The following is a 24,569-nucleotide window of genomic DNA, read 5'->3' as shown; positions in this document are numbered from 1 at the left end:
CTTCCTTTATACGGCGACCCGGAGCGCGATCGGTGCCCCCGTGGCTGTCTGCGCGCCTACCAAGGCAAAGGGGCCCCGAAGGGCCCCTCTCAAGCCCCCCTTGGGGGGCACCTGGCTGTTTGCTGTCTACCGGCCAGCGGCTCTAGCCACCCGAGCCCGAGCCACCGCCCGAACCGCCCGAGCCGCCCGAGTCACCCGAGCCGCCCTCGGTCTCGCCACCGGTGGGCAGGGGCTCGTCTTCATCCTTGCAGGCCGGCTTGTTCTCGACGCTGAACTCGCCGTTGCAGAACTTGCCGTCGTTGGGCCACACGCGGCCGTTGGCATCGATGAACGGCAGGTTCTCGGGGTCGAAGTCGAACTCGCAGAGATCGCACTTGTCGCCCAGGCCGTCGTAGTCCTGATCCCAAGGCGGTAGGAAGCACATCTTGTCCCACAGGGCCTCGAGGTCGTCACCCACGTCTTCGGGGGTGAGCTTGGGGTTGTCGCGCGGGTCGATCCCGGCGAGCACTTCGTCGCAGCCCTCGGGCGGGGTGAGCACACCCGGCGAGACGGCCACGGTGGTGGGCAGCTTGCGGCACACCCCGGCATCCTCGTCCGTCTCGCTGCACTCGACCCGGACCGGTGCCCCGGTGGGATCGAGCAGCGGCGGGGTCGGCTGCGGCTCCCCGTCGGCGCGCGGCGGGAGGTTGATGAACAGGTCGCCATTGTCGCCCTCGAACAGCTGCACCGTGCAGCAGTACCCGTTGGCCGCGTACTCGTAGAACGAGAACGGTCGGGAGTCGGTGCGGCGCTCACACGACGAGTGCGTCTCACAGGCATTGCCGATGAAGTCGCCGTCGGTGTCGTCGCCCTCCTGCATGGCGCCATCGGCCACCTGCAGCGGGTTCTCGGTGAACGGGCAGGTGTCGCAGACGTTGCCCACGCCGTCGCCGTCGGTGTCGAGGTGGTCGCAGACGCCGAACGCGGTCTCGCACTTGCGGCTCGTGGGGCAGTCGGCGTCGGACATGCAGGTGATGAGCTCGTCCTGAGTCAGCGCCACCGGCTGGCGGGGGCACGCATCGACCACGTTGGACAGGCCGTCCTGGTCGAAGTCGTCGTCGGGGCCGAGGCCGATCGGCCCGGCGGCAAAGTCGTTGGGCATGGTGCCGTCGCAGACGTCGCCGACCATGTTGGCATTGGCATCGAGCTGGCAGAGCACGCCGTCGTCGTACTCGATGGGGTCACCGATCGACCACGGATTGCTCGGTCCGTACTCCTCGCAGTTGGGCGTGAGCACGCAGTTGTCGCAGACATCGCCGATGCCGTCCTGGTCGCTGTCGTCCTGGAACGGGATGTTGCGGACGGTCATGTAGCCCATGGGGGCTGCATCGTCCTCGTTGTAGTTGCGCGACGCCTGGCGGCAGGTATCGCACTCGTTGCCCACGCCGTCGTCATCGGAGTCGGCGGTGTCGTCGGACGAGCCCGGACGCGTGGGGCACAGGTCGATCACGTCGCCGAAGCCGTCGCGGTCGATGTCGCCCTGGTCGGGGTTGAAGAAGTCCGGCGCGTTGTCACAGCTGAGCTGGACGGTGTCGAGGTCCTGGTCTTCCTTGCACTTGGGCTGGTCGACCGTGAAGTCGTAGAGATGGTCGGGGGTGGAGGCGCCACCGGTGATGAGCGGCATGCCGCAGACGTCCCAGAACGCCTGCTGGTACTTGACGGGGTCGGACATCTCCGACCGGCTGCTCAGGCCCGGGACCCACACGCGGTAGCTGATGCCCGTGTCGAGCACGGGGCCGAACACGGTGGGGTCGATCTCGAGGCCCACCTCGCCGATCGCCTGGTTGCCGACGTCGACCGTGATGCAGGGAACCAGGCTGTCGTTGGCCTCGAGCTCCTCCTTGGTCTCGGCGCAGCCGGCACCACCGGCAATCAGGGTGATGAAGTCGTTGGGGTAGGCGAGATCCCGGTCGATCTGCCAGATCTGGATCTTCTCCAGGTTCTCCGGGCTCATGTCGTACTTGTTGGAGAACCGGATGGAGAAGTCGTTGCAGGCGCCGATGCGGAGGTTGTCGCTCGGGAAGCCGCTGCCCGGCTCCACGTGGAACTCCGGGGTCTGGAAGGTGTAGCTGGCCTTGCCCGCGAGGGTGTTGCCCACCTTGTCCTGGACGAACTGGCCGCCGTCCTCGGGCACCTTGAAGTGCACGGTGTACTCGGAGCCCGAGCACAGGCCGCGGTCGTAGTCCTCGATGTTCTCGGGGGCGAACGTGTCGTTGGCTCGCCAGCCGTCCTCGATGTTGCGCTGGCCGATGAGCCCGCGGTCCTCGGCGCACGACTCGATGTCGGCTCGGGGCACGCCGCCCACGTCGGCGGGGCGCCACTCGAAGCCCTTGATGGCCGGGTCGTAGACCACACCGCCCACGCGGGACACGAACTTCACCGCGTACTGGTTGGCGCGCTCCTCGCGGGCTCGCGCGGAGTCGCCGTTGCTGGCGATGTCGTCGGCCTCGAAGCAGCCCACGCGCACCGCATCGAGGCAGTCGGCGAAGTCCTCGTCGCCCTGGACGTTGCCCCAGGTGGTGCCGCCCGAGGGGCAGATGCAGTTCTTGGTGTTCTCGGGCAGGGTGTCGTTGCGGTCGTAGATGCCGACCGGCCTCACGTTCTGGAAGAACGGGTCGCAGGCCTCGGAGGTGGCGCTGTCCAGGCCGTCTTGCAGCGATGCCTGACAGCACTCGGCCGCCACCATCGTGCCGTCCTCGTTGTGATCGCAGAACGCCAGCCGGGTGTTGGCCGGAGCGGTCGAGCAGTTGTTGCCGTTCTCGTCGCACAGCGCGTCGAAGCTGGCGCGCGAGCGCAAGCAGGCCCCGGCGCCGCGGTCGGAGAAGCGCTGATCGGCGCAGTAGCCCTCGACGGCCTCGGTGGACGGATCGGCGTCACCCAGGGTCTGGGTGTCGGTACGGCAGGTGACGAACCACTCGGCCACACAGGTACCGCCGGTGCAGTTCTCCGGGTCGGCCTCGGGCGAGCACGCCACGCCCTCGGCGGTGCGGCCGATGCAGTCGGTGCCCGGCAGGTCGCGGCCGTTCTCGCTGCGGCACTGGGTGTTGCTGGTGCACGGCACGTTGGCGCGCTCGAGGAACCCGGGCCGGTCGCTCGGGAAGGTCTCGCGCAGCCGGTCGTAGTACGGCGTGGCGTAGGTCCCGGGCTCGCAGGAGGGATCGCTCGGGGGGCAGTCCCAGTAGTACTCGTAGGTGAGATCCTGCTCGCTACGGTCGGTCCAGGGGATGAAGTCGGCGCACTGGCTGAAGATGTCCAGCGTCGGGTCGCAGAGGATGGCGGTGCCGGCGTTGGGGTTGCGCAGCAGCCCCGCGTCTTGCAGGTCGCGCAGGCTGGCCCCCTCGGGCGCGGGGCCGGTCAAGCCGTACTTGGCCACGCCGGTCGACAGCAGGAAGTCGCAGCGCGAGCAGCAGGTGTCGGGGCCTTCCTCGGGCGTGTCGCAGGAGCTTCCGCCCACCGTCCAGCGTCCGGGATAGGACTTGAAGGTCCCTTGCTCCTGCATCTTGCGGGGCAGGCCGTTGGGCCCGACCGCGTTGCAGGGGTTGGTCGTCGGATCCTCGTAGCTGGTGTGATCGAAGGCGATCCCCTCGCCGCGGAGGTTGTCGATGCACGAGAGGTTGACCAGCCGCGTGATGAGGTCGGGCTCCTCGGTGGCGCCCTTGACGAAGTCACCGTTGAAGCGGGTGATCGGCCCCTCGATCTCGAGCACCTGGTGCTTCCAGTCGTAGACCTCGAACAGCTGCGGGTTGTCGGGCCGCTTGCGAACGAGCTCGATGGACGTGGGGTCGAGCAGGTTGTTGAACACGAACTCGATGCCGAACGCCGTGACGAGCGGGGAGATCTTGCAGAACTCCTCGGTGCCGCGGGGCGACTCGAGCGCCTGCTCGGTCTCCTCGCACGGCCCGATCTCCTGGATGAAGTAGGAGCCCGAGCTGAAGTCGGCCGGACAGTCGCTGCCCTCGCACTGCGGGTTGAGGACGTTGATCTTCCGCGAGGCGTAGTTGATGCCCGAGATGCTCTCGAGCACCAGGTTGTCCGGATCGCAGATGCCGCAATCGGAGTCCTCGATGCACCCCGTAGCGCCCACCGAGACCCCGGTCAGCAACAGCGCTCCAGCGACCATCCGCCGCGCGCCCGAAATGCCCTTCGCTGCCTTATTGGTCATGAACCCTTCGTCCGTTCTCGGACCTTCCCCGTTGGGGGTCGGTGACCGGCGTAGCCTACGATACGAGGCCTGTCTTCGTACACACCCCAGGCGGGCCCCCGTCGAGGTCCCCGTCGAGTCTAGGAGAGGTGGGCCAAGGTTGAGGAGGGTACCGGGAGCATCGCGACCCGGTCATGTGTGCGAGTTACCGCGAAACCCCCGCGGACGGCAACGGCCGTGGTACGGATCCCTTGCACGTCCCGAAGGAGTACGCGCTCATGGCGCGATCTGCCGGGGGGTCAGGCAGCCCGAGGCCGCGCCAGCAAGCCCTCGGTGAACGCGATCCACAGGCCGTTCTGGTAGGCCGCGTCGATCTCGGCCACCTGCTGGGGATCCGACTCGTCCTGAACCACGTTGCGCTCCTCGAACCAGTTGCGAATGAGGGTCAGCAAGGCGACCAGCACGAAGCGGGCCGGTAGATCCCGTCGCAGGTGGCCGGCGGCCTGGAGGTCCTCGACCATCGCCTCGCCTTCGGTGTGGAGTTGCAAGAGATCGTCCGAGAGCTTGGCGGGCTCGTCGAGCTCGAGCCAGGCGACCAGCCGCAGCACGTCGGGATGGGTCGACAGGAAGCGGAAGTAGGCGTCGATGGCGGTCCGAAGCCCCGTGGGCTCGGCGGTCACCGCCTGGATGAGCTGCCGCTGCTGCTGTACGTACTGCCCGAAGGCATGCCGGCGGACCTCGGCCCACAGGGCATCCTTGGGTCCGAAGTGGTGGTGGATGAGGCTTTGAGTGACCCCGGCCGCCTTGGCGATGTCGTGCATCGACGTACCGGCATAGCCGGTCGCCGAGAAGCACTCACGGGCAGCATCGAGGATGGAGCGCCGCGAAGCGGCAGGATCGGGTCGTCGTGTCATTGTCGATCGTGGGGGGCAAGCCGATCAAAGAAGGAAGGGAATCCTAGCGCAAAACGCGCGGATTGCAAGGGATAAGTAAGGGGCGAGCTGGCCGTTTGCCGCACCGCAAGCCCGAGCCGGTGCCGGGCGCCAAAGGCAAGCGCCACGAAATGGCTCCCAACACCCCCTTTGGGGGCGAGCTGGCTGCGCCGCAAGCCCGAGCCGGCGGCGGGCGCCAAAGGCAAAACGCCACGAAATGGCTCCCCAACGCCCCCCTTTGGGGGCGAGCCGACTGCACCGCAAGCCCGAGCCGTTTGCCGGGGCGCCAAAGGCAAAACGCCACGAAATGGCTCCCCAACGCCCCCCTTTGGGGGGCGAGCTGGCTGCACCGCAAGCCCGAGCCGGTGGCGGGGGGCTAAAACTAAAACGCGCACTCGACGAGCATCGCCGTGATGTTGTCCGTACCGCCGGCTTCGTTGGAGCGGTCGATCAGTTCGCGGACCGCCGATTCCGGATCGGGGGAGGCCAGCACGATGTCGAGGATCTCCTCGTCCTCGAGCATGCCGCACAGGCCATCCGAGCACAGCATGTAGCGGTCGCCGTCCTCGATCTCGATCTCGCAGAGGTCGACCTCGACCGAGTCACGCATGCCCAGGGCCCGGGTGATCACGTTCTTGTGGGGGAAGTCGCGGATCTCCTCCTCGGTGAGATCGGGTCGTGCATCCTTGTAGTCCTCGAGCAGCGAGTGATCGCGCGTGAGGGCCTGGATGCGCCCGCGCCGAATCAGGTAGCAGCGCGAGTCTCCGACATGGGCCACGTAGGCACGGTCGCCGTTGAGGCTGAAGGCCACCACGGTGGTGCCCATGCCACGCTGGCTGCGGTGCTTGGAGGCCGCGTGGTTGATCTTGGCGTTGGCCAGCCGGATGGAGGACACCATCCGGTTCTCGGCGTAGCTCAGCGTGTTGTCGTACGGGAACGGCCAGGGAGCTTCGGGATCGCGGGTGATGCGATAGAACTCGCCGATGATGTCGGCCGACATCTTGCTGGCGATGTCCCCGGACGCATGGCCACCCATCCCGTCGGCGACGATGAACAGACGCTCGTCCTCGATGAGGGCGAAGTAGTCCTCGTTGTGGGCACGGACCATGCCCACGTCGGTGCGGGCGGCGTAACGGATGCGCACGGCGCGGGGATGATAGCAAACCCGGCGCCCCGTCGACCCCTCCCCATCCGTGCCAAGACCGGTCGGGCCGGCCGAACGCGCGGTGGCGTCCCCGCGGTGGACCCGCCAAGGTAGGATGAGGGAGATGGACGGAGGCCCACTCGAGGGGGACGAAGAGACCCGCCGTACGGCGCTCCCCGAGCTGTTCCTCGAGCTGTCGACCGACGGGACCATCCTCGCGGTGCGCGGACGCCGGGTCGAGGACTTCGGCATCGATCCCAAGGGCTCGGTGGGTCGGCGAATCTCCGATGTCCTCAGCCCCTCGCAGGCCGACGCGATCCGGGATTGCGTCGAGCGGTCGATCCGGACCGATTCGGTGGTGTTCACCGAGCACGTGAGCTCGGCCGGCGGCCGGCGCCGCTTCTGGCAGGCCCGCACCATCCCGCTGGGCCCCGACCGGGCGATGCGGATGGTCATCGACATGAGCGAGCAGCTGCGCTGGCACCAGGCGCTCGAGCGGAGTGAGGCGCGCTTTCGTCAGCTGGTCGAGCAGGCAGTCGACGGGATCTTCGTGTGCGACGAGGACGGCCGGCTGGTCGACGTCAACCGCCAGGCGTGCGACAGCCTCGGCTACTCCCGCGAGGAGGTGCTCGAGATGAACCTCGTGGAGCTGTGCCAGGGCCTGGAGATCGAGATGCTGTGGGAGATGCTCGATCGCCTCGACCCCGGCCAGTCCGAGACGCACGCGGCTGCGCACGTGCGCGAGGACGGCAGCACCTTCCCCGTCGAGCTGCACCTCGGGCCGTTCTGGGACTCGGCGGGCGAGCCCCGGATCCTGGCGCTGGCGCGCGACGTGACCGATCGCCAGCGGCTGGAGAAGGCGGCGCTCGAGGCCGCCGAGCAGGAGGCCCGCCGCATCGGGCGAGATCTCCACGATGGCCTGGGGCAGCACCTGACGGGCATGGCCTTCCTGGCCAAGGGGCTCGAGCGCAGCCTCAACGAGCGGGGGCTGCCCGAGGCGGCCGAGGCCCGCGAGATCGTCAAGCTGGTCAAGGAAGCGGTCGGGCACTCGCGGGCCCTCGCGCACGGCCTGGCGCCGGTCGGCGTGCACGGCACGGAGCTGACGCCGGCGCTCGAGAACCTCGCCGAGCGAACTCGCGAGGTGTTCGGGATCGACTGCGAGTTCCAGGGCGAGCAGGTGGCGCGCGTGCCCGACGACGCGACCGCCACCGCGTTCTACCGCATCGCTCAGGAGGCGACCAACAACGCACTCAAGCACGGCAAGGCCTCGCGGATCACCATCCGCCTCGAGACCGACGCCGACGAGTCCCTGCGCCTGACGATCGAGGACGACGGGATCGGCCTGCGCTCGTCCCGGCCAACCGGTGATGGCCTGGGTCTGCGCTTGATGAAGCTGCGGGCCGAGACGGTGGGCGCCAAGATCGTCATCGAGGACGTCGACGACGACGGGGGAACCCGAGTGGAGTGCGTCTTGCCCAAGGGCGCGGTCGGTCGGGATCGGTTCGCGAACCTGCGGTCGACATCGTCGCCGCTGCCGGCGGCACGCTCGGTCGGCGACGAGCCCGAGAACGAGGATCCGAGCGCCTAGCCGCTGGGCATCGGCGGCCGGGCCGGGAGTCATCGCCTGCGATGGCTGCGGCCGATGGCGCTTGCGGGGTCGTGTCGTCGGCTCCAGGCCCGAGGGATGAAGGCGGTTCCGGACGGTGAAGACCCTGTTTTGGGCCGCCCCGTGCGTCGGGATGCACCGTCGTCCCGGGGGCAGCTTGCCCCGATGGGGCGGGGTGCTACGAATGCCCAGGATACGTGCAGGAGGTCACTTGCGAGCGGTCGCTCGGGACGTCCCAGTGTGAGCCACATGGGGGCTTCCTTCACGGCGCGCCGACTCGAGGCTGCTATATTCGTGACGCACGAGGGGTCAATGAACGAAGCAACGACAGAGGTAGGCACCCAACCGCAGGACGATCGAGTCGGGGTGCTGATCATCGACGACCATCCGCTGGTCCGTCAGGGCTTGGCTTCACTCATCAACAAGAGCCCCGATCTTCGGGTGATCGGTCAAGCTGCCGACTCGCAGGGGGCGCTTGCGCTGATGGCCGAGCAAGAGCCCGACGTGGCGGTGGTCGACCTCTCGCTCGCGGGCGGCAGTGGGCTCGACCTCCTCAAGGAGATCGGCCGACGCCATCCGTCCGTGATCGCGCTGGTGCTGACCATGCACGACGAGCTGTTCTATGCGGAGCGAGCCTTGCGGGCGGGGGCGCGGGGCTACGTGATGAAGGGCGAGGAGACCGACGAGGTCATCGAGGCCATTCGACAGGTTCGCAAGGGCGAGATCTACGTCAGTGAGCACCTGCGCAGCACCTTGATCCAGCGTGCGGCCGAGCCCGGTCCCAACGCGCCGACGTCGGCCGTCGAGAGCCTCAGCGATCGCGAGCTCGAGGTGTTCGAGCTGGTGGGGCGAGGGCAGCCCACGCGGGAGATTGCCAAGCAGCTCTCGGTGAGCGTCAAGACGGTCGAGACCCACCGCCATCGCATCAAGGAGAAGCTCGGGCTGCGCTCGGGCACCGAGATGGTGCGGTACGCGATTCGGTGGGTCGAGCGTGAGGCTGGGAATCCTGCTTAGCCCCCCGCGTCCAGCGGTAGGCAAGCAGGCGGCGAGATTGCCCCCCGAAGGGGGGCATGGTTGGTGGGCGACCGAGGGGGTGTGCTGTGTTCGCCCCGCATGCAGCGGTAGGCAAGCAGGCGGCGAGGTTGCCCCCCGAAGGGGGGCATGGTTGGTGGGCGACCGAGGGGGTGTGCTGTGCTCGCCCCGCATGCAGCGGCCTGAAGGACCATGGTTGACAGCCGAGCGGGCGCTGCGGTAGCCGCTCGACGGGACGATGCATGTCTTGCAGTTCCGCGGCTTCGCAGGCCTAAGCCTGGCCCTGGCGTGGCCCTCGTTCCCCATGGCGCACGCACGACTCGATGCCGCGCCTGCACAGGCGCCGCTCCAGGCGGATGACGAGAGCTCCGCCGTGACCCCCAACGACGACCCGGCGGAGGCGAACGCTGGAGCACCCGTGGAACTCCAGGCGAAGCGCCCGCGGTGGACCCTCCAGATCGATCCACTGACCACCGCGCTCGGCTACGTTCATCTCCAGGTCGAGCGTGCCCTCGGTGATCACGCCTCGATCTACTTCGGGCCCTCGCTCCGCCTCTTCAATGGCCTCCTCGACCTCGACGCGACCTCCAGCTACCGCGGCTATGGGGTCGAGCTGGGTGCTCGCTGGTTCATCCGCGGCGGCGCGCCGAAGGGCTGGTGGGTGATGGCCCGCGGGGTGCTCGCCTACCTCCGCGCGGACTCCGGTGTGACCAACGTCGGCGGCTACGTCAGCGCGCTCGGCGGATACACGGGGATCCTCCGCGGGTGGTTCGTCCTGAGCGGCGGTCTCGGGGTCCAGTACATCCACTACACGGTCGATGGGCTCGGCACCCGGACCTTCTTCCCCGCCGCCCACACGGCGCTGGGCGTCGCCTTCTGAGTCGGCGGGGCGTGGGCCCGTCGGCGCATGAGGGGACGATGCTACGCTGCGGTGGACGTGCCTCGACCTCGATTCGAGCGACTGCCGCCGGAGCGCCGCGAGGCGATCCTCGATGCGGCGGCGGCCGAGGTGGGCGAGCATGGATTCGCGCGGGCGTCGTACAACCGCATCATCGAGCGCGCCGGGCTCTCCAAGGGCGCGATGTACTACTACTTCGACGACAAGCAAGACCTCTACGCGACGGTGGTGGAGGATGCGGTCGCGCGGCTGTTCGATGCGCTGCCGTCGCTGCCGGAGGTCGGCGGACCCGCGGAGTTCTGGGCGAGCATCGAGTCGCTCACGCTGTCGGCGTGGTCGAGCATGCTCGCGCAGCCGCGGGTGTCGATGCTGATGCCGGCGCTGCTCGATCCGCGGGTGTCGGCCGAGGCGCCCGAGCTGATGGCGGCGGTGCACGAGCGCGCGGCCACGTGGATCCAGGGCGTGCTCGTGCGCGGGCGCGAGGCGGGCGCGGTGCGAGACGATCTGCCCGATGATCTGCTGCTGGCGGTCACGCTGGCGGTGGGGGAGGCGATCGATCGCTGGGTGGCGCGGCGCTTGCTGACGGCGTCGGCCGGTGAGGCCGACATCGGAGCTGCGATGGGCGAGGCAGGCGAAGGGCCGACGCCGGCCCTGGTGGGCACGCTGGTCGATCTGCTGCGGCGCGTGGTCGCGCCCGCATAGCGGGCCGACAGCCCTGCTCAGGCGTCGTGGACCTTCTCGGCCACCGCGAGGCGCTCGGCGCTGAAGACCCGGGCGAGCCACGGGTTGCCGGGATGGTGCACGGCCCACTCCGCGTTGCCGGAGTCCTCGCGCATCACCAGACCATGCGCGGCGAGACGCTCGGCGAGGGCCTCGGTGGTCATCGCTCCGTAGAGCGACTCGCCGAGCGCGGCGAAGCCGGCCTTGGTGAGAGCGCCGAGCCCGGGAAGATCCCACGGCACCAACTCGGGCACGGCGTAGGTCACCAGCAAGCGGCTGCCGGGGGCCGAGCGATCGCCGACATCGGCGAGGGTGGCCTCGATCGCGGCGGGATGCAGGTAGGGGGTGACGCCCTCCCAGATCCAGGCGGTGCGCACGGTGGGGTCGTGACCCGAGCTGGCGAGGCGCTCGGCGAGGGCGTCGCGCTCGAAGTCCACCGCAACGAAGCGCACGTCGGCCGCGAGCGCAGGGCGCTGGGCCACGCGGCGCTGCTTGCCGCGCTGGGTGGCGGGATGGTCGACCTCGAACACGGTCACCCCTCGCAGCGTGGCCAGCCGCCACGGCCGAGCGTCGAGCCCGGCACCGAGCACCACGAGCTGGGTGGCGCCGGCGGCGATGGCCTGCTCGAGCGCCTCGTCGATGGCGGCGCGGCGGAGGCTCACGTGATCGACCATGCCCAGGGTCGCCACGCGCAGCGCGGTGCGAACGGCCGGGGGCGCATGGGCGGCGGCTACCCAACGCAGCGCGCGGCCGAGCGGCGGCGGCAGCAGGTCGGGGGCGATGGGATCGACGTGGTCGGAGTCCGTGCCGATGCCGCGCGCGACGGCGACGGCGACGGCGGTGAGGCTGGGCCAGCCTTCGCGCATGGATGGGATGCTAGCAGCGCAAGCCTTGCGGTGTCGTATCGGACGTGCGCGGCCCGGCTTGGTGTGCCGCGTGAGCGAGTCCGGCGTTGACAGCCTGGGGTCGCGCCTTACGTTCGGGGCCACGAACCGGATCCCGGCCCCCAATCCCGGCGGGTGCGGGCGCGAGGCTCGAGAGCAACCACCCACCACGGTGGGCCGCTGGCCGGGCTGGCCAGGCGAAGGAGGCGGCGCGATGGCGAGGATCATCGGCATCGACCTGGGTACGACCAACTCGGTCGTCAGTGTGATGGAGGGCGCGGAGCCCAAGGTCATTGCAAACGAAGAAGGCGGGCGGACCACGCCCTCGGTGGTCGCGTACGAGCCCAGCGGCAACGTGCTCGTGGGGCAGCAGGCGCGACGGCAGGCGATCACGAACCCCAAGAACACGATCTTCTCGGCCAAGCGCTTCATCGGGCGCCGCTTCGACGAGATCGGCGACGACGCCAAGCGGGTGCCCTACACGGTGACCAAGGGCAAGTCCGGCGGTGTGGTGTTCGAGGTCCAGGGCAAGCAGCTCTCGCCGGCGGAGATCAGCGCCAAGGTGCTGGCCAAGCTCAAGAAGGCAGCCGAGGACCACCTGGGCGAGCCCGTGAAGAAGGCGGTGATCACGGTGCCGGCCTACTTCAACGACGCGCAGCGCCAGGCCACCAAGGACGCCGGGCGCATCGCGGGGCTCGAGGTCGAGCGCATCGTCAACGAGCCCACCGCGGCGGCGCTGGCGTTCGCCCGCGAGCAGGCCAAGGACGATCGCGAGCGAATCGTGGCCGTCTACGACCTCGGCGGCGGCACGTTCGACATCTCGCTGCTCGAGATCAGCGGCGACGTGGTCGAGGTGATCGCGACCGGGGGCGACACGCACCTGGGCGGCGACGACTTCGACGATCGCGTGATCCAGTGGCTGTTGCAGACGTTCGAGGCCGACACCGGCCTCGACGTCTCGAAGGACGGGCTGGTCCTGCAGCGGCTCAAGGACGCGGCCGAGAAGGCCAAGATCGAGCTATCGCAGGTCTCGGAGACCGAGATCAACCTGCCGTTCCTCACCGCCGATGCCACCGGGCCCAAGCACATGCAGGTCAAGCTGTCGCGGGCCAAGTTCGAGTCGCTGGTGGAGGACCTGGTCGAGCGCACGCTCGGGCCTTGCAAGCAGGTGCTCGCCGATGCGGGCAAGACCCTGAGTCGGATCGACGAGGTGCTGCTGGTGGGCGGGTCCACCCGCGTGCCGCTGGTGCAGCGCAAGGTCGAGGCGTTCTTCGGCCGGGCGCCCAACCGCTCCGTCAACCCCGACGAGGTGGTGGGCCTGGGGGCCGCGGTCCAGGGCGGCGTGCTCGCGGGCGAGGTCACCGACATGCTGCTGGTCGACGTGACCCCGCTGTCGCTGGGCATCGAGACGCTCGGCGGCGTGATGACGGTGCTCATCCCGCGCAACACCACCATCCCCACGCGCAGGTCCGAGGTGTTCACCACCGCGGCCGACGATCAGCCCTCGGTGGAGGTGCACGTGCTGCAGGGCGAGCGCAAGATGGCGGGTGACAACCGCACGCTGGCCAAGTTCGGCCTCGAGGGGATTGCACCGGCGCCGCGCGGCACCCCGCAGATCGAGGTCGCGTTCGACATCGACGCCAACGGTATCGTCAACGTGTCGGCGAGGGACGAGGCCACCGGCAAGGAGCAGACGGTCAGGATCACGGCCGGCTCGGGGCTCTCGGAGGCCGAGATCCAGCGGATGGTCGAGGACGCCAAGCGCCACGAGGCCGACGACGAGCGGCGCCGGGCCGAGGTCGAGCGCCGCAATGGGCTCGAGGCCCTGGTGCTGCAGACCGAGGCGCTGCTGCAGGGCGAGGTCGCGGGGCGCCTGGGCGCCGCCGCGAGCGACGATCTGCGGACGGCGCTCGTCCAGGCCAAGGCGGCGCTCGACAGCCACGACGACGCCAGGGTGAAGGCGGCGTACGAGCGGCTGACCAGGGCATCGCACGCGGCGGCCGAGGGGATGTACGGCCCGCCGGAGGCGAGCGCGCCCGAGGCCGGGGCCGCCAATGCGCATCCCGACGACGGGGTGATCGACGCCGAGTTCGAGGAGAAGGCGAGCTGAGGAGGGCGGGGCGATGTCGGGGCCACGCGCCCCGGCATCGCCCCTACCGGACCTGTCCCGGCGCCACGCGCCAGATGTCGTCGGCCCGCTGCCGCACGCGCTCGCGGATCTCCACGAACTCGGGCTCGGTCGCGAGCGGCTCCAACACGGGGCAGCGCTCGAGCCAGTCGGCGTCGACGAGCAGGCCGTCCTCGTCGGCGAGGGCGAGGGCTCGCAGCGCGAGGGCCGTGGCTCCGCGCCAGGCCAGCAGCTCCACCGCCAGCTGTCGCCACGTGGTGCGCAGCCGGGGGCTGGCCGCCTGGCCGCAGGCGACGTCGAGCGTGGCCGACAGCGCCTCGTTCGTGACGGTGTCGTCGAGCACCATGCGGCAGGGCTCGAACACGAGCTGGGCCTGGCCGGGGAGGCTCTCGGGCCACCGCACGGCGCGGGCTCGCTGGAGATCGCCCCTCCACAGGGCCACGCGAACCTCGAACAGGTTGATCACGAAGCGCGGCACGATGGGGCTGGCTCGCATGCGCTCGAGTAGCTCGTCGAAGCGGTCGTAGTCGCCGCGCAGCGCGTGGTAGCGCAGCATCGAGGTGCCGCCGCCCAAGCCGATCGTGGGGTCGAGCTCCTGGGCCAGCCGCAGGTGCTGCACCCCCTCGCGCGAGCGGCCGCCGTCGCACTGCAGCAGGCCCAGGTACTCGTGCGCCGCGGCACAGGTGGGGGCGATCCGCAGCGCGCTGTCGAGGTGCTGTGCGGCCGCGCGGAAATTGCCGCGGTTGACCTCGAGCCGGGCCGCCGCCTCGTGGGTCTCGGCCACGTGGGGAGCACCGTCGAGGGCGCGCGCGACCGCGGTGCGGGCAGCCTTGGCCCAGTGCTCTCCGTCGGGGGTTCGCGCCACGAACCAGCGCCGCACGGTGGCATCGGCGATCGCTGCGAGCGGCAATACGAAGGAGGGGGACGCGGCGTGGGCGCGTTCGAAGCACGCGATGGCCAGCTCGAGCGCGGCTCCGGTCACGTCGGGGTCGCGCGCCATGGCACGCCCTCGCAGGTACTGCTCGATCGCCTCGCCGGAGGCCCTGGTGCCGTCGTGCAGCGACAGCTCCACCCGCAGGGCCTCGGCCACCCGCTTGGCCATGCGGTCCTGCAGCTCGAACACGTCCTCGAGGGGACCCGCGAAGCGCTCGCTCCAGCGCTGGAACCCGGTGTCGACCTCGACGAGCCGCGCCACGATGCGGACCTCGGGGCCGCTGCGCTGCACCGTGCCGTCGATGACCGATCCGACCCCGAGGGCGCGGCCCATCGTGCGGGCATCTCGTTCATCGCGGTAGCGCTGGGTGGCCCCGCTGGCGGAGACCCGCAGCCCGCGGGTCATGGCGAGCAGATCGATGAGCTCGTCGGTCAGCGCGTCGGCGAGGTACGCCTCGTCCGGGGGGCCGTGGTAGCGAAACGGCATCACCGCCAGGGTGTGCTTGCCGATCGCGGTGGAGGCGAACAACGTACCCGTGCTCGAGCTGGCCTCGCCGGAAGCAGCACCGCCGGGTTCGTCCTGGATGCGGGTGCGCAGCGTCTCGAGTCGCTCGGCCACCGCGGCGGCGCTCGGAGGTCGATGGTCGGGCTCGCGGGCGAGGCACTGCAGCACCAGCTCGGCCAGCGAGTCGGGGAGCTTGGCCCGGGTGCGGGGATCGGGCGGCGTGCCCATCATTCGAGCCATCGCCACCTCGATCGGGCCGTCGCCCGTCCACGGGACCTGCCCGGTCAGCATCTCGAACAGCATGACCCCCAGGGCGAAGAGATCGGTGCGGCCGTCCTGGGCCAAGCCCAGCACCTGCTCGGGTGCCATGTAGGCGGGCGTGCCGGACATCGGGGCGCGCTCGACGGTCTGGCGGTTCGGATCGAGGGTGGCGTCGGCACCCGATCCGGCGGCCGGCGGAGCCACCGTCGAGAACGCCACCCCGAAGTCGGTGATCACGGCCCGGCCCCCGGGCTCGACCAACACGTTGCCCGGCTTGAGATCGCGATGGACCACGCCCACCTCGTGCGCGGCGTCGAGGCCCCAGCACAGCTGGAGCGCGAGGTCGACCGTGTCGCGGACGGAGAGGACGGGCCGTCGATCGAGCTGCTGGCGCAGGCTCTCGCCGTCGACCAGCTCCATGGTGATGAAGCTGCGGCTTTGGTGCTCGCCCAGGTCGAAGGTGCGGGCGGCATTGCGATGGGTGACCTTGCGAGCCAGCCGAACCTCTCGCCGGAAGCGCTCGAGTGCATGCGCGCTGCTGGCCACGAGCAGCTTGAGGGCGACCCGCTCGTCCACGACCGTGTCATGGGCTGCGAGCACCGTGCCCATGGACCCGCGCCCGATGCGACGCTCGATGCGGTAGCGGTCGGCGAACAGGTCGCCGGGCGCGGGCTCCGGCTCGGCGTCCGGCTGGGCCCTGGGCACCGACTCGCCCTCGGCGAGGGTCTCGATCTCGTGCGGCTTGCCGACCACGTTCGGGGCGAGAGCCTACTATGCTGGCGGCCCCTTCGGGGTGCCGTCGCCGTAGGTCTGATCGAGATACCGGACGATGTCGGCCGACTCGAACATCTCGCGGCCGGTGTTCGGATCGGAGAGCCACGGCACCATCATGCGACCCGAGCGCTCGCGAAAGGCCCGGCGCTCCTGGCTGCCCTTGCCCACGTTGACCAGCTGGTAGGGCAGCTCGAGCTCGCACAGCGCCTCGCGAACGATGCGACAAAACGGCGAGGCCTCGAAGGAGTAGAGCAGCAACGGCTGCTCGGGGGCCCGCGCGGGCCGGTAGCGCATGCCTCGGACCCCGCGCACCACGCTGGCCACCGAGCCCAGCGGCACCGAGACGTCCGAGCGCAGCCACCATGGCGCGGAGCGATTGCCGTAGTGCCGATAGAGGTACTCGATGATGTCGGCCGACTCGAACATCTCCTCGCCGGTGTTGGGGTCGACCATGTACGGGAACTGGGTTCGGCCCTTGGCGGTCACCTGGGGGCGATAGGTGGGGCCGCCCTTGGGGCACGGGTAGATCGTGGCCCGCAGGTCGAGCATGGTCAGGGCCTCACGGACCTTGCGGCAGAAGGGACAGGCCTCGAACTCGTAGATCTCGATGGGTCGCTCGGGACGCGGGCCGGCATGGGAGGCCGTCAGGCCCAGGCCCAGGCGCAGCACGGAGGCCGTCCAGGAGGAGGTGACGTCGACGGGGCGCGGGAGGGGCATCGGGGAAAGTCTCGGACGAGTCCCTACGGTACGGCGGCGTTGGCGGTTACGTTGGTCGGGTGCTCCGACGCGCGAAAGGTCACGGACCCGCGGTCAGCTCCACGCTGCCGTCCGGGGCGATCCGCTCCGCCACGTCGCGCCCCAGCTCGCTCTGGGCGTCGAGGTGGAATGCCGCCTCCTCGTTCATGCGGCGCCCCTCGGCCTCGACCGTGGCCAGCAGCCCCGCCTTGTGCCGATAGTCGACGTGGACGTCGAGGTCCCTGCGCTCGAACGCGGTCTGGCGCTCGAGGAATTCACGGCGCTCGGCCAGCCGACGCTCGTGGATCCGGCGGGCGTCATCGGGCGACTCGAGCACGTGCGGGACCAGCACGACCAGGAGGTTGACCTTGTCGCGGCTGCGCTTGCGCTGCTTGAACAGCCAGCCGAGCACGGGGATCGAGCCGAGGCCGGGGAGCTGGCGCGTGGTGATCGTCTCCTTCTCCTGCACCAGGCCCCCGAGCACCACCGGCTGGCCGTCGCGAGCCACCACCTCTTCGAGCTCGAGCAGACGCTTGGTGGTGGTGGGTCCGCCCGCGCTCTGCTCGCCTTCGATCACTTCCTGGTTCTCGATGTGGATGTCGAGCGACAGGGCTCCGCCCTCGCCGACGTGGGGGGTGATCTCGAGCTTGAGCGCGACGTCCTCGCGGCTGTAGGTGGTCTGGGTCTGGGAGCCGAGCGTCCCGGTGCCGCTGAAGGTGTTGGTGCCGGTGGGCACGGGGATCTTCTTGCCGATCTCCATGCGCGCGGTCTTGTTGTCGGCGGTGTACATGTGCGGGTCGGACACGATGTTGACGTCCTCGTGCTGCTCGAGCGCCTGGATCATCACGCCGAAGGCGGGGAGATCCACGCCGGTGCCCAGGAACTCGCCCGAGCCGATGATGCCCGGGCCCAGCACGCCCGCCGCGAGCCCGGTGAGCACGCTGGTGTCGAGCACCGTCGAGCGGAGATCGCCGGGCGAGCTCGACACGAAGCCGAGCCCGCCGCCGTCGGTCGAGCCGCCGTAGTGGGCGGAGACGTCGGTGCCCACGCCGTGCTTGGCCGACAGCTCGAGGATGTAGGCCTCGATGTAGACCTGCCGCCGCTCGCGGTCGAGCGCCTCGACCACGCGCCGCAGCGACAGGAAGTCGCGGTGCGAGGCCATGATCACCAGCGAGCGCGTGGCTGGATCGGCGGTGACGTGGATCTCGCCGCCGATCGACACGCCGGACATCGAGGGGCTCGAGCGAGGAGGCTGGCCGCTGGCGGCGGCGCTGCCCCCACTGTGGGCCTGGCCGCGGCTGCTGGTGGGCAGGCTGGCGAGCACCGCGGCCACGTCCTCGGGGTCGGCGTGGCGCAGCGGCAGCACGAACAGGGTGCCGCCGTCGTCGGGGACCTCGACGTCGAGGCGCTCGATCAGCCGTCGCACCACGGGGAAGCCGTCGCGGGGGGCGGTGATCACCAGCGTGCGCGTGCGCTCGTCCGCCGTGATCGCGGTGATGCGGGGCTCGGCGGCGTCGCCGGGCCCGGTGCTCGCGGCGGAGCCCCTGGTGCCCTTGTTGGGGGCCGCGGCCGCCTGGGCGCGGCCGAAGGTCTCCTGCACGATCCGGACGAGCTCCTCGGGCTCGGCGTGCCGCAGCGGGTGCAGGAAGATCGCGTCGGCCTCGGTCGGATCCGGGAGGTCGACCTCTTCGATCACCTTCATCAGGCGGGCCACGCTGCTTCCCGTGTCGGTGATGATCACCAGGTCGCCGACCGCGGCGACCGTGCCGCGCTCGCCCTTGAGGTGCTCGACCACCGCGAGCACCTCGTCGACGCGTCCGTCGTGGCGGGGTCGGTAGAGCTGGGTGACGAAGCGATCGTGCACGGGGGCGTCCTGGCCGGGCTCGTACACGGGGAGCACGCGTCGGGTGGCGTCCTTGGACTCGACGACCTTGTAGTAGTCGCCGGTCTGCTCGACGGTCAGGCCCATGGTCTCGAGCGCGGCGTGGAAGGCCGCATGGGCCTGCTGCATGGTGACGGCCTCGGGAGCGATCACGGTGACCTTGCCGTCGCGGATGCCCGTGCCCCAGATGAACTTGCGGCAGGTGACGCTGCTCATCCAGCGCACGAGGTCGGTGAGGCGAGCCTCGCGCTCGAGCGTGATGCGAAAGCGGGACGTGAGCGGCTGCTCTCGACAGCTGTCGTGAGGGCCGATCGCGGGGAGCTCGGCGCTCGGGCTCGGGTCCTCGCTCATCGGTGCGTCCGGTGGTGGCGGGGCGGCGCGCGCGGTCGCGGACCACGAGCCGGACCAGCCGAGCGCCAGCACCAGCACCCACCATGGCAGCCGCCACCAGGGGCGGCTGCGTCGCGGTCGTGGGGGCGGGCGCCGGGGCGCGGTCCCGCGTCGAGCCCAGCGCTCCGACGACGCGCCACGGCGACGCAAGGGACGAGGCCACGAGGATCGGGACGATGATGGCTCGCTCATGCGATCGAGGCCGTAGCAACGGGCGCGCCGGAGCGACCGTGGCAGCCATCTCGCAGACTTGCGGCGCAGGCTCGCCGCCGAGCCTCGATCGCGCCCGCCATCGCGACGGAGGCGACGAGTCCCGCCTGACGTCTCGTCATGACATCGTGTCCTGCGGGCCGAGGCCGAGCCGCGAGGGCACGGTCGGCATGCACGTCAGCGCCGGGCTTCTTCGCGGATCCGCTTCTTGCTCGCCGCCCAGCTGCAGATGGGACACCGCGTCGGATCGTGTCCGCGTGCGGGACAGTGCTCGCGACCGAAGAAGATGATCTGCAGGTGGCGCCGGTTCCACGTGTCGCGCGGGAACACCCGCTGGAGGTCGTGCTCGGTCTTGACGACCGTGCTGCCGTCGGAGAGCCGCCAGCGCGCCGCGAGCCGATGGATGTGGGTGTCGACCGGGAACGCGGGAACGCCGAACGCCTGCGACATCACCACGGACGCGGTCTTGTGTCCGACGCCCGGCAAGGCCTCGAGCGCCTCGAAGTCGGCCGGAACCTCGCCGTCGTGGCGCTCGAGCAGCAGCGTGGCCATGGCCTGGAGGTTCTTGGCCTTGGTGGGGGCCAGCCCGATCTCGCGAATGAGCTGGGCGATGGTCGTCACCGGGAGCTCGGCCAGCCGCCCCGGGGTGGACGCCTTCGCGAACAGGCCGGGCGTGACCTCGTTGACCTTCTTGTCGGTGGTCTGCGCGCTCAGCATCACGGCCACCAGCAAGGTGAAGGGGTCGCGGTGGTCCAGCGGAATCGGGGTCTCGGGGTAGAGTTCGTCCAGGATCCTGCCGATTCGCTCCGCTCGCTCGGCCCGTCGCATCGGCCCCGGTCTGCCACGAAAGCGGTGGCCACGTCACCCCCTGGAGGCCAGCGAACGGCGCCAATCGTCCCGGCGCCCGTGTGTGAGGCGAGGCCGGCGGCGTGGGAGCATTGGCCCGGGGGGCGGGATCCACTTGGGTCGCCGGTCACGGTATGCTCTCGCACCCGTGCCCGCTCCTCGCCTCACGGCTTCACTCGAGCCCGGCGGCTCCACCCCATCGGAGGCCTCGTCGTGATCTGCTGGAGCTGCCAGACGGCCAACCCGGCGGAGGCCAAGTTCTGCGCCAGCTGCGGTAGTCCGCTCGTGGCGGATCCCGAGACCGAGGGTCCGTGCCGGGAGTGCGGCGCTCCGCTGCCCCTCGATGCTCGGTTCTGTGGCAACTGCGGCACCCCCGATCCGCTCGCCGACCTCGCGCCCGATCCCGCAGCCAACCCTGCACCCGATCTCGCGCCCGACCCCGCACCCGATGCGCTCGCGCTTCCCACGGAGATCCTGGACGTGGAAGAAGAGGACGAGGCGACCATGTCGCGTCCGCAGCTCGAGCAGGTGCCGGTGATCGCGACTCCCGGGCCCAAGTCGCGCGAGCATCTTCGAACCGAGCCGGCCAAGGTCGCTTCGGCGCGCACGCTGGCCGAGCGGCTCGGCCGAGGCCCGGTGGCTCCGGTCGGCGTCTACTCCAAGCAGGGACCATCGCTGCGCAAGGCCGAAGGGGCGGTCGGTGCAGGGCCCGGCGCGGGTCCAGGCCCCAAGCCCTCGGCCATTCCGCCGCCGCCCACGACCCTGCGCAAGGCAGGCCTGCCCGCTCGCCCCGTGCCGGGCCCCAAGGTCGATACGCATCAGAAGCTGCCCCGCCAGGGGCTGCCCGAGCGCGCGCTTCCGGGTCCGCCGCCCATGCCCGCGGGGCCTCGCAACCCGCAAGGCGCTGGGTTGGGGGTGAGGCGAGCCGCGCCCGGTGAGGCTGCGCCGTCCAGCGCGATCCGTCCCGAGGGCGTGGGCCGCCGTCCGCCGTTGGGTCGCGCGCCCGGAGCCGCCGGCCCGTCCAAGGCCCCGTTGCCGAGCCCGAGCCCGGGCGAGGCCGCGGCGCTGCTGGCTGCGCCCAAGGGCTGGCCGGACCTCACCGACGAGATCGCCGAGGTGCGCTTCTCGGCGCTCCAGGGGGTCGACACCGGGGTCCTGGCCGAGTTCGAAGCCCTGCGGCGCAAGCATCCCGGGCATCCCGACGTCGAGGCGCTGGCGGTCGAGCTCGGCATCGGCCCCGGAGGCTCACCTGCGGGCAAGGCCCCGCCTCGGGGCCGCTTTCCCGCCGCCGCGCCGGTCGAGTCCGACGGCCCCTCCCGGCGGGCCGGCGCGCCCGAGTCTGCTCCGCTCGACACCTCCGACGAGCTCCTGGGCATGGAGCCCGGCGAGCTCGACGAGCTCGACGAGCTCGACGAGCCGGATCCCGGCGATTCGATGACCGATCTCACCCTGGTCGATCGCTTCGATCTCGACATCGACCTCGGCTCGTCGGACGACGTCGAGCCGGAGGACGACGAGTTCGTCGATCGCACCCTGATGACGCCGAGCCCTCGGCCGACCGCGCCTGCGCCGGGCGCGTTGCCGGGGCCGCTCGAGCCACGCTCGCTCGTGGAGCGCGGGGGTACCTTGCCGCCGGGCTTCGAGCTGGTCGACGACCGGCGCAGCACCACCCTGGCGCCGGGCACCGACCATCTCGACGACGACGAGCGCAGCACCACCCTGCCGCCCGGTGGCTACGTGATCGAGCGCGAGGAGCCCACGCTCGCCGGGGTCTCGTTCGATGCCGACCGTGCGTCCACGCTCGCGGGACTCGCCTACGATCATGAAGATCCGCCCACGCTGGGGGGCGGGATGACCTTCGATCTCGAGGAGCCCACGCTCACCGACATCGATGCCAGCGCGCTGTCGTCGTTCGGTGCCGAGGAGCCGTACGACGGGGCTGGCGGCGAGCCGTCGCCCGAGCCCGGCATGCTGGTGCCCGACCGCGACGCGGCCGAGGCGGCCGAGGTCTCGGGCACGTTCAACGTGGCCGACCTCGGGCTCGACGACATGCCCGATCTCTCGATGGGTCTTCCGCCCGAGGACGTGGACGCGCCGGGGCAAGCGACCAACGAGAGCACCGTGGTCTCCCGCAATCCGGTTCCGCCCGCGCCGTATGGCCAGACGGCCGCCCCGGTGCCCGTGCTCCCGGTGCTGCTGGTGATGCTGGGACCGCGGGGCGAAGCGGTGGCCGAGGTTCGCATCGAGCCCAACACCTACCTCGACGTGGGCCGGCAGCCCGGCACGCCGTGGGCCGAGGATCGGCGCATGCAGCCCTTGCACGCGCGCCTGTTCCCCGGCCCCGGAGGGATCGTGGTCGACGACTTCGGTCAGCCCTACGGGGTGTACTCGCAGATCTTCGACACCATCGCGGTGGACGATGGCGACGAGTTCAAGGTCGGGCAGGCCCGCCTCGCGCTCCAGCGCTTCAACGGAGCGGACGGGAGCTGGGGGCAGCTCACGCTCGCACGGCACGACTCGTCCGTGCCCGAGTCGGTGGTGCTGACCAGCAACGAGATCATCCTCGGGCGCGAGGAGGGCGACGTGGTGTTCCCCACCGACACGTTCGTCTCGGGCGATCACTGCCGCTTCGTTCGCGAGGGACACGCGGTGTATTTGGAGGATCTGGGCAGCTCCAACGGCACGTACGTGCGCGTGCGGGCCGGGCAGTGCGTGGCCTTTGGGGGGCTGGTGTTGATCGGGCACACGCAGTTCGAGGTGCACCCGGGGTAGGCGGGCAGTGGGTAGGCGGGTTCGTTCCGCCGCGGCCAGTGAGCACGGGCAGGGCAGGCGCTGCGGCCGGCGCGATCCGAATTGATCGAAATCGACGACTCCATCTTGCGCGGGTTCGTCGGGGTGTCAGCTCGGAAATGTGGGTGATGCTCGATCTGCAATGATGATCGTGTGGATGCTCGGCGGACTCGGCGGATGTGTGACCGAGGAGCGGGAGCGCAGTGAAGAGCCGACGAATGCAGCGGCCGAGCGGCTTGGCTTCGTGGTCGATGGGCTCGAGCGGGCGAGCCAGGGCTGCGATGGAACACCGCTGCCCGCCTGCGATGGGCCGTTTACCGGAGCGGCGTGCGATCTACCGTGTTCGTTCGCGCTACCTGGTTTGCCGCCGCTCGAGTGTGGGATCGATCGTACCTGCCACTCCGACGGCAGCACGTACGGCCTCGCCGCTCGCAACGCCGTCTTGTATCCCGCCTCGGCCGATGATCCCGACGAGGCGATCCAGGCGGATTTCGAGGCGTGGATCGTCGAGCATCCCGCGGATCTCGGTCTCTCGGCGGGGCTGACGGCGGATGATCTCGAGCTCCACCGCATGAGCGACTTTCGCTCGTCGGCCGGAGCGCTGACGATCCTTCGCTTCTCGCAGACGTACCGCGGGATCCCGGTGCTGGCGCCGGATGGGATCGTGACGCTGGTCTACGGACCGGAGGGAGCAGTGTCGATCACGGGCGCGATCATCGATGGGCGCACGCCGTACGAGCACGCGGAGGCCCGGGTCCATGCCGCCAAGGCGATCCACTCGATGAAGGTCCACGCGGGCGCGCAACTGAACGAGGCATCCGCACAAGCGCTGGAGGTCGTACACGCCACGCCCGTGGCGATGCCCATGACGCAGGCGATCGGCTGGGCGGGCTTCGTGCGACGACCCCAGGGGTCGATGCTGGCGCGGGTGATCGTGGACGCGGATCCGACGTTCCCGGGGGCGGTGCAGCCGCTATGGAGCTTGCGAGAGCTGGCCGTGTCCGGGCTCCCGGACACGCAGGGGATCACGGTGCGCACGGTGGACGGCGGCGGCGATTTCGTGTCGCCGGAGTACACCGACCTGGACGTGCTGACGACCGGGACGGCGCTGTTGGGATCGGTGGAGGACGCGACGCTGGAGATCCAGCTCGCAACGGAGCGGGTGGTGCTGCTGGCGCTCGGCGGGGAGTCGATGAAGGGCCAGAGTCTGGTCGCCCACGCCGCGCGTGTGCTCGAACCCACCGGTACCTTCGCCGAGAACACCGAGCCGGAGCTCGCCGCCCAGTCGGCCTATCACCTGGTGCAGAGCTGGTACGACTTCATCGACGCCTTCATGACCGACCCGGTGACGGGGTCCAAACGCTGGCACTCGGCGAATCTGGTGTACTCGAACGGGATGTACCCGAGCAACACGCCGCCGGGGACGTATTCACCGCGGGTGCTGGTGTTCTCGAACACGAGCTCGGCCGACTGTTCGTTCTTGGGGGTGGCCTGCGCGGAAGCGTCGGGATACAAGGCAGGGAAGCCGGACGCCTTCGCGTTTCCGGAACTCGTGCACGTTCCAGCAGGTGCCTCCAACCAGGAGACGACCGGCAGCATGATCCTCCCCGGCGAAGGGACCAGCCCGAGCACCTTCGCCCACGAGTTCGGCCACATCGTCGACCTCTTCACGGGCGGTGGCATCACCGCAAAATTCACCCCCGACTGCGGCGACCTGTG

General features: G+C 70.2%; 15 protein-coding genes. 7 read left to right on the top strand and 8 right to left on the bottom strand.

The window, feature by feature from the left end:
- Positions 1-142 precede the first annotated feature (142 nt).
- The 3 genes from OEB96_RS40345 to OEB96_RS40335 all read right to left on the bottom strand — a co-directional run bounded on the left by OEB96_RS40345 (position 143) and on the right by OEB96_RS40335 (position 6,256).
- On the bottom strand, positions 143-4,201 hold the full coding sequence (locus OEB96_RS40345) for a thrombospondin type 3 repeat-containing protein (protein WP_266222257.1): 4,059 nt from the start codon (positions 4,199-4,201) through the stop codon (positions 143-145).
- Positions 4,202-4,479: 278 nt separating this feature from the next.
- Entirely contained in the window at positions 4,480-5,094 is a 615-nt protein-coding gene (locus OEB96_RS40340) for a TetR/AcrR family transcriptional regulator (protein ID WP_266222256.1), read from the bottom strand.
- A 400-nt stretch (positions 5,095-5,494) separates the two neighbouring features.
- Complete coding sequence (locus OEB96_RS40335) at positions 5,495-6,256, bottom strand: Stp1/IreP family PP2C-type Ser/Thr phosphatase (protein ID WP_266222255.1); 762 nt, start codon at positions 6,254-6,256, stop codon at positions 5,495-5,497.
- A 124-nt stretch (positions 6,257-6,380) separates the two neighbouring features.
- On the opposite strand from OEB96_RS40335, the gene OEB96_RS40330 reads away from it, so the two are divergent.
- The 4 genes from OEB96_RS40330 to OEB96_RS40315 all read left to right on the top strand — a co-directional run bounded on the left by OEB96_RS40330 (position 6,381) and on the right by OEB96_RS40315 (position 10,494).
- On the top strand, positions 6,381-7,844 hold the full coding sequence (locus OEB96_RS40330; protein ID WP_266222254.1) for a PAS domain-containing sensor histidine kinase: 1,464 nt from the start codon (positions 6,381-6,383) through the stop codon (positions 7,842-7,844).
- A gap of 384 nt (positions 7,845-8,228) precedes the next feature.
- Complete coding sequence (locus OEB96_RS40325; protein ID WP_266222253.1) at positions 8,229-8,876, top strand: response regulator transcription factor; 648 nt, start codon at positions 8,229-8,231, stop codon at positions 8,874-8,876.
- A 322-nt stretch (positions 8,877-9,198) separates the two neighbouring features.
- On the top strand, positions 9,199-9,774 hold the full coding sequence (locus tag OEB96_RS40320) for a hypothetical protein (RefSeq protein ID WP_266222252.1): 576 nt from the start codon (positions 9,199-9,201) through the stop codon (positions 9,772-9,774).
- Positions 9,775-9,831: 57 nt separating this feature from the next.
- A complete protein-coding gene (locus OEB96_RS40315) occupies positions 9,832-10,494 on the top strand; it encodes a TetR/AcrR family transcriptional regulator (protein ID WP_266222251.1) in 663 nt (220 codons plus the stop codon).
- Between the two features lie 17 nt (positions 10,495-10,511).
- Here OEB96_RS40315 and OEB96_RS40310 read toward each other — a convergent pair whose 3' ends face one another.
- Entirely contained in the window at positions 10,512-11,378 is an 867-nt protein-coding gene (locus OEB96_RS40310) for a class I SAM-dependent methyltransferase (protein WP_266222250.1), read from the bottom strand.
- Positions 11,379-11,610: 232 nt separating this feature from the next.
- On the opposite strand from OEB96_RS40310, the gene dnaK reads away from it, so the two are divergent.
- Positions 11,611-13,506 carry a molecular chaperone DnaK gene (gene dnaK, locus OEB96_RS40305; protein ID WP_266222249.1) on the top strand — a complete coding sequence of 632 codons (1,896 nt, stop codon included), beginning with the start codon at positions 11,611-11,613 and terminating at the stop codon, positions 13,504-13,506.
- Positions 13,507-13,549: 43 nt separating this feature from the next.
- Here the strand turns inward: dnaK and OEB96_RS40300 are convergent, their stop codons facing one another.
- From OEB96_RS40300 to nth, 4 genes are all read right to left on the bottom strand, one after another.
- Entirely contained in the window at positions 13,550-15,976 is a 2,427-nt protein-coding gene (locus OEB96_RS40300) for a serine/threonine-protein kinase (RefSeq protein WP_266222248.1), read from the bottom strand.
- Between the two features lie 18 nt (positions 15,977-15,994).
- Positions 15,995-16,714 carry a glutathione S-transferase N-terminal domain-containing protein gene (locus OEB96_RS40295; RefSeq protein WP_266222247.1) on the bottom strand — a complete coding sequence of 240 codons (720 nt, stop codon included), beginning with the start codon at positions 16,712-16,714 and terminating at the stop codon, positions 15,995-15,997.
- 79 nt (positions 16,715-16,793) lie between these two features.
- On the bottom strand, positions 16,794-18,965 hold the full coding sequence (gene gspD, locus OEB96_RS40290; protein ID WP_266222246.1) for a type II secretion system secretin GspD: 2,172 nt from the start codon (positions 18,963-18,965) through the stop codon (positions 16,794-16,796).
- Between the two features lie 426 nt (positions 18,966-19,391).
- Positions 19,392-20,042 carry an endonuclease III gene (nth, locus tag OEB96_RS40285; protein ID WP_266222245.1) on the bottom strand — a complete coding sequence of 217 codons (651 nt, stop codon included), beginning with the start codon at positions 20,040-20,042 and terminating at the stop codon, positions 19,392-19,394.
- A gap of 231 nt (positions 20,043-20,273) precedes the next feature.
- On the opposite strand from nth, the gene OEB96_RS40280 reads away from it, so the two are divergent.
- A complete protein-coding gene (locus tag OEB96_RS40280) occupies positions 20,274-22,832 on the top strand; it encodes a zinc-ribbon domain-containing protein (RefSeq protein WP_266222244.1) in 2,559 nt (852 codons plus the stop codon).
- Between the two features lie 175 nt (positions 22,833-23,007).
- Positions 23,008-24,569 (top strand): hypothetical protein (locus tag OEB96_RS40275; RefSeq protein WP_266222243.1); only part of this gene is annotated, 1,562 nt, incomplete at its 3' end.

The organism is Paraliomyxa miuraensis, assembly GCF_026337845.1.
Lineage (GTDB): Bacteria > Myxococcota_A > Polyangia > Nannocystales > Nannocystaceae > Paraliomyxa > Paraliomyxa miuraensis.
This window is presented reverse-complemented; position numbering and strand designations above follow the sequence as displayed.

Bases quoted from the DNA above. Each gene is read 5' to 3' on its own strand.
- OEB96_RS40340 (WP_266222256.1), bottom strand. From the start codon at position 5,094: ATGACACGACGACCCGATCCTGCCGCTTCGCGGCGCTCCATCCTCGAT.
- OEB96_RS40320 (WP_266222252.1), top strand. From the start codon at position 9,199: ATGGCGCACGCACGACTCGATGCCGCGCCTGCACAGGCGCCGCTCCAG.
- OEB96_RS40295 (WP_266222247.1), bottom strand. From the start codon at position 16,714: ATGCCCCTCCCGCGCCCCGTCGACGTCACCTCCTCCTGGACGGCCTCC.
- nth (WP_266222245.1), bottom strand. From the start codon at position 20,042: ATGCGACGGGCCGAGCGAGCGGAGCGAATCGGCAGGATCCTGGACGAA.
- OEB96_RS40330 (WP_266222254.1), top strand. From the start codon at position 6,381: ATGGACGGAGGCCCACTCGAGGGGGACGAAGAGACCCGCCGTACGGCG.
- gspD (WP_266222246.1), bottom strand. From the start codon at position 18,965: ATGAGCGAGGACCCGAGCCCGAGCGCCGAGCTCCCCGCGATCGGCCCT.
- dnaK (WP_266222249.1), top strand. From the start codon at position 11,611: ATGGCGAGGATCATCGGCATCGACCTGGGTACGACCAACTCGGTCGTC.
- OEB96_RS40345 (WP_266222257.1), bottom strand. From the start codon at position 4,201: ATGACCAATAAGGCAGCGAAGGGCATTTCGGGCGCGCGGCGGATGGTC.
- OEB96_RS40310 (WP_266222250.1), bottom strand. From the start codon at position 11,378: ATGCGCGAAGGCTGGCCCAGCCTCACCGCCGTCGCCGTCGCCGTCGCG.